The sequence below is a fragment of the Streptomyces sp. SAS_281 genome (assembly GCF_052542855.1).
Map to the genome: position 1 here is coordinate 1 of NZ_JBMNDO010000011.1, position 7,525 is coordinate 7,525.

A 7,525-nucleotide genomic window follows, 5' to 3' on the forward strand; every position below is an offset into this window, starting at 1 on the left:
CTCCGCCGGAGCAGGGTGTCCCCCGCTCCGGCGGAGCTCGGCCGGGCGGTGCCTCAGCGGCGCGCGGCCGAGACCGGTGCCACGTGCGGCACTCCTCGGCTCAGGCGAAGTTCACGTCGCTGCACCACATGTATGCCTGGTCGAGGTGCGATGCCTGCCAGATCACGAACATGATGTGGTGTCCGGTGTAACCGGAGGTCTGCACGGGGAACGTGATGTCCTGCGCCGGAGCGTAGCGGCCGGTCTGCGTGATGAAGTCGAGGTTGCCCCAGCCCAGGGACTGCGTCTTGGGGTCGAAGCCCTGCTTGCTCACGTAGACCTTGAAGTAGTCGGCACCGTGGGACGCCTGATCGCGCAGGTGCACCGAGAAGTCGGCGCCGACCGTGGTGGTCTTCCACGCCCCGGGCTTGTCCAGGCTGGCGTTCCGGGACAGGTTGTTGCTGCACAGCGTCCCGTCCGGGGTCTTCGCCTCGAACTGGCCGCCGAGGCCGTCGCGCAGGGCGCTCATCCAGTTCCACATGGTGTCGGTGTTGGCCTGCCACGCCTGCCAGCACATGGGGTCCTGCGTCTGCATGGCCGGGTCCATGTGGTTGCTGCCCCACGTCTGCCAGCACCGGTACGCGCGGCTGGCGGGGTCGACGATCGTGCCGTGCGCCTGGGCGGGGGCCGACCAGGCCAGCGCGCCGACGACGACGGCGAACAGCATGACGAGTGCCTGGAGCGGCCGGCGGAGGTACGAACTCGAACGTCCGGCTAACGGGATCTTGTTGTACATGTGGGGGGACTCCTTCCAGTGGCAAAGCTGTCATGGGAGCGCTCCCAACGGTACGACTTTCACGGGACATGTCAATGAGCAGAGCAGTCGGTCACCCCACGGCGGCGTGGGCCGCCTTCCGGCTTCGCGCTCTTGCGGATCCGCGCCGGCACGGGAGACTGCCTTCACCACCCGGTCCCCCCGGCCCCGGCAGCACCACGCCGCGCACGTCGGAGCGGACCAGGTCCGACCGCCCACCGCCCCTCCTCCGAGACGAGGTCTCATGAACCGGAACCGAGCCGCCGTCAGCGCCGTCGCCGTGACCCTGTTATGCGCCGGCCTCTCCGTCGGCCCCGTAGCCGGCGCCTCCGCCGCCGCGCCCACCACCGAGGCGAAGGCACGCGTAGGGGCCGACTGGGAGACGCAGTCGATCGTCTTCACCGCCGCTGCGGGGCAGACCAACGACCTCAGCATCTACCCGATGTACACGAGCGACGGTATCCGCCGGATCGGCTTCAGAGACGTGGTCCCGCTGGCACCCGGCGAGCACTGTGCGTACGCCGGGGCCGAGGACACCACGGGCGTCGTCTGCGAGCTGCCGGCCGACCGTGCACGCCCCGACAGGATCGACGTCCTCCTCGGCGACGGCGACGACACGATCGCCGCCTTCACCCCCGGAATGAACATCGTCAGCGGCGGCACGGGCGACGACGAGCTGCACGCCCACACTGCCCGCACGGTCCTGGGCGACGCGGGGGACGACATGGTCATGGGCCCCGGGACCCTGTACGGCGGCGACGGCATGGACCACCTGATGGGTGACAACGAGAGCCAGCGCATGTGGGGCGGCCGGGGCGACGACATGATCGAGGGCTACGGCGGTGACGACACCGTGTACGCCGGCCCCGGCGACGACCACGTCATGGGCGGGGACGGCCGGGACGTCCTCTTCGGCGGCTCCGGCGACGACATCGTGCACGGTGAAGGGGGCGACGACCTCGTCTGTGGTGGCACCGGGAAGGACGCCCTGGACGGCGGGGACGGCCGGGACATCGCCCTTCCGTGACCGCCGCTCTCGTCTCACGGCGGGGGCGGACGCCTACGCCTTCGGCGAGGGGACCGGCCGGGAGCGGGTGCCCGCCGGGGAGGGCGGGAACCGGAGTCCCGCTCCCTCCCCAGCGGCTGTTGCGGGCCCGACCCGCGATGCGGCGGGTCGGGCGCGTGCGGCGGCCGGGCCGCCGCCGGTCGATCAGACCTGGAGCCCCGTGGCCTTCACGTCCTCGACCTTGCGGACCTTGATCTCCATGCGATTCACCTCCTCGTGGCTGGATGACCTGCCCCCGGCCAGTGGTGTGGCAGGGGTGGACCGGTACCCGCGGGGTCTCAGGTCCTCGCTGTGAGCCGCCGTGCGCGCTCACGGACCGAGAGAACCGCGGGAAGAACGAAGGGAGTCAGGCAGACCGCCGTGCACAGCAGCGCCCACCAGAACCGTCCGGTGGCCGGCCCCGTAGCGAGCCGTTCGGCGGCCCAGCGCAGCACCTCCCACGCGGAGGGCGCCAGGAACAGCCCTGCCCAGACCAGGGTCAGCGCGGCCCCGAAGAACCGCACCCAGCGGAACCAGCGCCCGGCCCTCGCGTCGGCCGGATGCGCGTCGGCCAGCTCCGCCGCGGCCGCGGCGTCCAAGCGCCCGACGGCTCGCCGGAGCATCAGCGTCGAGACCCGCCACAGGTTGCGGCAGCCCAGCGCGTTGACCAGCACCGCGTACAGGTCCGTGCGCAGGAAGACCATGCACTGCCACAGCATCGCGGTGAGCTTCACGTAGATCCAGGTGGCGAGGAACGCGTCGAGCGGGTCCGGCGCAGCCCACGCCCCGGTGTCGATCAGCAGCCGCGCCACCAGCGGTACGGCGAGCAGCACCGCGTCGAGGGCGAGGCCGGCCAGCAGCGGTCCGTACCGCTTGCGTCTCGGTACGGTCCACAGCTGGGTCAGATCGGTCTCGAAGACCAGCAGGAACCCCATGCGCCGGTCCATGCCGAATCTGGCCCCGAGGCCGAGGGCACGGGCCGCGAACCAGTGCCCCAGCTCATGGATGGCCGTGGCGACCGTGGCGAGCGGGATCAGGATCAGGCTGCCGAGGCCGATGTCGTCCACGACGAACGCGTCGGTGGCCGGATCGGGGAAGAGGCCGGGCCGGGACGCGAACACCGCGAGGGCGAGCACCGCGCACGCGGCGTAGCAGCTCCAGGCCACCCGCCCGAAGAAGGGCCGCGCGACCTCCTGGCGGACGCCGTCCAGCCACCGGCCGCCCTGCACGGGTGCCGAGCGGACCGGTGCGGCCTGCTGCCCCTCGTCGAGGAAGCCGAGCTCGCGCAGGGTCTCCACGAAGGACGGCACATCGACGGGCTGCCCGGCGAACTCCTCGGCCTCGGCAGCGGCCTCGGCGATCGTCGCCCCGCGCAGCAGCGCCTCGATGACCACACCGCCGACCTTCGGAATGGCGACGAACTGCCCCGTTCCCGGGTCTCCCACCAGTACCTCGTCGTCCCCCTCGGGCACCAGGCTCAGCGGTCGCAGCCGCACGGTGGTCCGCGGGGGTCCGTCCACCTCGGTCATGCCGCGGCCTTCCGGGCCGGAGCCAGCGCGCAGACCGGGCAGCCCGGCACGTCGGGGAACGGCACCCGGCTGCCCGCCAGGCCCTCCCGCAGGTCTAGCCGGACCCGGGCGCCGGCGGCCAGCGGCTCCTGGAAACCGGTGAGGTAGCGCAGGCCCTCCAGCGCGATCAGCGAGCCGATCTGCATGGCCACCGGGCCGATGAGCGGATTGGTCGTCCGCATGCCGTGCACGAGGTCCTCCGCGGCCGCCGCACCGGTGCCCGCCTCCGGTTGCCGCGAGAACTCGCAAGCCAGGCAGGCGCTCGTCCCCGGGTCGACGGACATGTACGAGAGCAGCGTGCGGGTCGCGCCGCCGACGACCAGTGGGACGCCGGCCCGGACAGCGGCCTCGTTCACCCACAGGCCGGCGTCGGGATGGCCGTCCAGGCCGCCCACGATCAGATCGATCCCGTCGGTGAGATCGGCGAGGTCCTCGGGGCCCGCGACCCAGCGGTCGACGGCGCGCACCTCGATGTCCGGGTCGTACGCCCGCACCCAGGCGGCGGCGCGCTCGACCTTCGAGCGGCCGACGTCCTCGTGCCGGTAGAGGAACTGGCGGGCGAAGTTGCGGGTCTCGACGCGGTCGTGGTCCAGCAGCGTCAGCCGGCCGACGCCGAGACCCGACAGACACTGCACCAGCGAGGAGCCGCCGCCGCCCACACCGAGCACCAGGACGTGCGCGTCGCGCACCCGGCTCAGGAAGTCGGTCCGGTGCCGGTCGAGGTCCGAGAAGGTGCCGAAGAACGCCAGGTTGGAGAAGTGCCGTTCGTCCACCGCCGGATCTCCGGTGAACCTGCCTTCCTCGCGTTCGACCAGCCCCAGGCCCGCGAGCCCCTCCAGTCCGCCGTCGAGTTCCCGGCCGGTCACCTCGACCCCTCGGGCGGCGAGCCCCGCACCCAGTCCGTCGACGCTGCGGGGACCCTCCCGGAGCACGGAGAGAAGCGCCTCGACCTTCCCCTCGGGGTCCTCCAAAGTGATCGACTCACGGGGGTCGAAGACGACGATCAGGTCTTCCCCCACCGCTTGCCAGGTGCACTCCTTGAGCGCGACACGCATCAACCCACTCGCTTTCGGCCTCAGCGGACCCCGGACCCCCCAGGGCGTGGCCGCAACTCTGCTGTCCGGCGCTGAACTTCCGCTTTGACGACGCTTTGGGCCGGTGCCGGGGAGAAGCCCGTGCGGCCCCGCGACGCCGGTCGCTCAGTCCTGCGCCCGCAGCAGTTCGCGTACGGCGTCCGCGTCCGGGTGCTCCAGTCCGTCGAAGAGGGCGAGGGAGGACCGCCACGCCTCGCGCGCGCCCGCGCGGTCGCCGACGGCGCGCATGACCTCGCCGAGGCCGCGCAGCGCGACCGCTTCGCCGTACCGGTTGCCGAGCCGGTGGAACCCTTCCTGGCACCGGCGGAAGCAGTCGAGCGCTTCGTCGTACTGGCCCATGGCACGGCGGATGACTCCGAGGGTCTGCCAGGTGTACGCCTCGCCGAGCGGACTGCCCTCCTCCCGGTGCAGTCGCAGCGCCTCCTCGCAGCAGGCGAGCGCCTTCTCGTGGTCCCCCAGATGGGTGTGGCACCAGCCGATGTTGTTCAGCGCGCCGCCCCACCCGGCCCGGTTGCCTGCCGCGCGCTCCAGTTCGAGTACCTGCTCGACGCAGCGGAGCGTGGCGCGGTAGTCGCCCTGCTGCTCGTACGACCAGCCGAGCGCCCGCAACGTGTGGGCCTGGGCCGCCGGGTCGTTCAGCTCACGCTGAAGTTCCAGCGCCCGCGACAGCTCGTCCCGGGCCTCCTCGTACCGTCCCAGCCGGATCGCGGCCCGGCCCGACTCGCAATGGCACCGGGCCGTCCCCGCCCTGTCCTCCTGCCGCCGGGCCGCGGTGATGGCCGTGCGCTGGGTGGCCGCCCAGTCGTGCCAACGACCACTGAGGTGGAGGAAGTCCCCCATGACGAGGGGCAGTTGCCAGGCATGGTCGTCGAAGCCCGCCGGACCCGCCGCCTCCGTGACCGCGAGCAGAGCGGCGTGTTCCGTCTCGAACCACTCCATCGCCTGCTCGTAGCCGTCCGGGTGGCGGGGTACGGAGCCGGGCACCGGCGGTGACAGCGGCAGTTCGGCGCGGATCGGGGCGAGCCGCCGGCCCGCCGCGTGCGCGGTGTGCAGGAAGTGGTCGAACAGGCGGTGCAGCGCCTCGGTGCGTGACGCTTCGGATTCCTCGGTCGCCGCCAGCTCCGCCGCGTAGGTGCGCAGCAGGTCGTGGAAGGAGTACCGGCCGGGGTGGTGCTCGTCGATCAGGTGGACGCGGGCCAGCGCGGTCAGCGCCGCCGCGGCCTGCCGGACGGACAGCCGGGCCAGTGCCGCCACGGCGGGCGCCGCGACGTCCCGGCCGGGGTACAGCCCGAGCAGGCGGAACACCTTGGCCGGGCCGGCGTCGAGCCGGACGTACGACCAGGAGAAGACCGTTCGTACGCTGCTCACCCCCTCACCGGCGTCCAGGGCGTCCAACCGTCCCCTGGTGTCGCGCAGTTCCGCCGCAACCGCGCTCAGCGCGAACCCCGGCCGCCCGACGGCACGGGCGGCGGTCACGGCGAGCGCCAACGGCAGCCGGGCGCACAGCTCGATCAGTCCGGCCACCGCCTCCGGCTCCGCGGCGACCCGGTCCGAGCCCAGGCGGGCGACGAGCAGTTCGTGCGCCTCGTCGCGCGGCAGTACGTCGAGGGAGACCAGCAGGGCGCCGTCGGTGACGGCGAGACCGGCCAGCCGGCCCCGGCCGGTGACGACCACCGCACAGCCGGCGCCGCCCGGCAGCAGGGGGCGCACCTGGGCGGCGTCGGTGGCGTTGTCGAGGACGAACAGCAGCCGGCGGTCGGCGGTCTCGCTGCGCAGCAGCGCCGCGCGCGCCTCCAGCGGATCCGGGATCCGCTCCGCCGGCACCGACAGCGCCTCCAGGAATCCACGGATCGCCTCGCCGGGTGGCACGGGCCCGGCCGCGGAGTCGAATCCGCGCAGATTCACGTACAGCTGGCCGTCCGGGTAGTCCGGTGCCGCGCGGTGCGCCCAGTGCAGTGCCAGCGCCGTCTTTCCCGCGCCCGCCGTGCCGGTGATCGCGTGCACCACCGGGCCCGTGCCGGTGGCCGCGTCACCGGGTGCCCCGTCCAGCATCCGCAGCTCGGCCCGGCGTCCCGCGAACCCGCGCACGGCGGCGGGGAGTTGGCGCGGCGGCGCCGGAGCCCGCCCGGGGCGGGCCGGCCCCTTCGGCGGCCGTGGGCCGGGCGCGGGGGTGGCGAGTCCCGGATCGCCGCGCAGCATGCGCAGTTGCAGCTCGCGCAGTGGGGCGGATGGTTCGACGCTCAGCTCGTCCGCCAGCAGCCGGTGCACCTCCCGGTAGGCGTCGAGCGCCTCCGCCTGCCGTCCCGACCGGTACAGCGCCAGCATCAGTTGCTCCCACAGCCCCTCCCGGAGCGGGTGCGCGCGCACGGACTGCCGCAGTTCCGGCACCAGTTCGGTGTGCCGCCCGCAGGCCAGGTCCGCCTCGACGCGGGCGTGCAGGACGTCGAGCCGCTGCTCGTCCAGCCGTGCCGCCTCGGCTTCCACCACCGGCCCGGCCGGTACGTCGGCGAGCGCGGGGCCGCGCCAGAGCGCGAGTGCCTCGGCGAGCAGAGCCGCCGCCTGTTCCGCCTCGCCGGCCGCCAGGGCGGCACGGCCGGTTTCGCCGAGCCGCGCGAAGGCGGTGGCGTCCAGATCGTCCGCACCGTCGGGCACCACCTGGTAGCCCGGTGACCGGGTGACGATCAACCGGGCGTGCGGGTCGCCGAGTTCACGGCGCAGACGCAACACGTACTGCTGGATGAGGTTGGCGGCCGCCCTGGGTTCGCGCTCGCCCCACAGCTCCGTTGCCAGCCGGTCCGTCGGCACGGAGTGCCGCGCCGCACCAGTAACGCGGCGAGGAGAGCGCGCGGCTTGGCGGCGGAGATTCCCCGCCAGTGGTTGCCGTCGAATATTTCGAGGGGGCCGAGGATACGAAAACGCACCCCGCCTCCCCCGTTCTCCGTACCTTGCGCATGCGATCCTGCCACCGGCCGACGCGAACCGCCACGTCGTTGCCGGCTGCGGGGCGGCTCCGGAGCCGCCAGGC

The 7,525-nt window shown here is 73.2% G+C and carries 5 protein-coding genes; 1 reads left to right on the plus strand and 4 read right to left on the minus strand.

Annotation, left to right across the window (positions count from 1 at the left end; all coding sequences use genetic code 11):
* Positions 1-100: 100 nt before the first annotated feature.
* Positions 101-706 carry a lytic polysaccharide monooxygenase auxiliary activity family 9 protein gene (locus ACN6LM_RS06505; RefSeq protein WP_445064377.1) on the minus strand — a complete coding sequence of 202 codons (606 nt, stop codon included), beginning with the start codon at positions 704-706 and terminating at the stop codon, positions 101-103.
* 331 nt (positions 707-1,037) lie between these two features.
* On the opposite strand from ACN6LM_RS06505, the gene ACN6LM_RS06510 reads away from it, so the two are divergent.
* The gene (locus ACN6LM_RS06510) at positions 1,038-1,820 is read left to right on the plus strand and encodes a calcium-binding protein (protein WP_445064294.1); all 783 of its coding nucleotides are present in this window, start codon (positions 1,038-1,040) and stop codon (positions 1,818-1,820) included.
* 317 nt (positions 1,821-2,137) lie between these two features.
* Here ACN6LM_RS06510 and ACN6LM_RS06515 read toward each other — a convergent pair whose 3' ends face one another.
* The 3 genes from ACN6LM_RS06515 to ACN6LM_RS06525 all read right to left on the minus strand — a co-directional run bounded on the left by ACN6LM_RS06515 (position 2,138) and on the right by ACN6LM_RS06525 (position 7,305).
* Entirely contained in the window at positions 2,138-3,367 is a 1,230-nt protein-coding gene (locus ACN6LM_RS06515) for a hypothetical protein (protein WP_445064295.1), read from the minus strand.
* Positions 3,364-4,461, minus strand: a complete 1,098-nt coding sequence (locus ACN6LM_RS06520) for a HesA/MoeB/ThiF family protein (RefSeq protein ID WP_445064296.1) — start codon at positions 4,459-4,461, stop codon at positions 3,364-3,366. Before ACN6LM_RS06520 ends, ACN6LM_RS06515 begins: the two co-directional genes overlap by 4 nt.
* Before the next feature lie 144 nt (positions 4,462-4,605).
* On the minus strand, positions 4,606-7,305 hold the full coding sequence (locus tag ACN6LM_RS06525) for a BTAD domain-containing putative transcriptional regulator (protein WP_445064297.1): 2,700 nt from the start codon (positions 7,303-7,305) through the stop codon (positions 4,606-4,608).
* Positions 7,306-7,525 lie beyond the last annotated feature (220 nt).